This window comes from Nocardioides oceani, assembly GCF_030412965.1.
GTDB lineage: Bacteria > Actinomycetota > Actinomycetes > Propionibacteriales > Nocardioidaceae > Nocardioides > Nocardioides oceani.
Map to the genome: position 1 here is coordinate 1 of NZ_JAUHJQ010000047.1, position 897 is coordinate 897.

At 41.1% G+C, this 897-nt stretch carries 1 protein-coding gene; it reads right to left on the bottom strand.

Annotated elements, in window-relative coordinates; all coding sequences use genetic code 11:
- Positions 1 to 228: 228 nt before the first annotated feature.
- Positions 229 to 897: hypothetical protein (locus tag QWY28_RS23220; RefSeq protein ID WP_300955293.1), on the bottom strand; the 669-nt coding region annotated here is incomplete at its 5' end.

The window sequence follows — 897 nt, forward strand, 5'->3', positions numbered from 1 at the left end:
GTTTACCCGCGCTTGATTGAATGTCTTCATCATACATCCTGTTAGATCAAGAGCCAGTTGCTCACTTTGATTTATTGTAAGAATCAAAAGTTCTCAACAAAGTCTTAGAAAATTGATGATTTTCTTGATTGTCTGAAGGACTGATTTGTTCTTCTTAAATCTATGGTTACAGCATTTGCATGGCAGACTTTTGGTCACCCACGTCTTCTGTTATTCTAGAAAACCTTTCTAAGGTTGTGTGCTGGCTGAAGTGCCAGGTTGAGGAACACTCGGTGTTGATGGTGCTCCATTTGATGAATCATCTGACTCATCTTCAGTTTGTGCTGCAATGATACGATCTTTTGTGTCAGGATCGTCATTCGTTGTTAAAGCACGAGACAGCAAGGCATTGTTGGTAGTAAAGTTCAAAACTCTGCTACTATTAGTGTCTGCTGTTAATCCATGTATGTCGTTTCCAGTTGTCATACCTCTAGCTTCATCCGAAAGGGATCCACCAGGAGTAAAAGTAACTGTTCCACGGTCTGGTTCGTTTAGTCCGGTAGTTGGTCCAATTTGGTTGTTACCAGCTTGAGAGCTAGTAGAAGTCAAACCCTTAAGCGACAAGGATTGGTCAAAGTTTTGTTTCGACAGAGCGAGTTGATTTTGCCCTTGCATCTGCATAAGTTGCATTTGCATTTGTCGGTTTAAGTCTTGGTTTTTGTTGTAGTTGTCCCAGTTTATTGAGTTCTGCATTCCAGAAGCCATGCCGGAGAACAAACCACCTGCTGCAGAAGCAGCGGTAGCCCATCCTGCCATTTGAAAGCTTGCGCCTGCAATAGCCGCTTTAATTGCAAATTTGTTAATAAAACTTTCAGAACTTAAACTAATCCAAGAACTAAAACCAGTATTGACAAAACT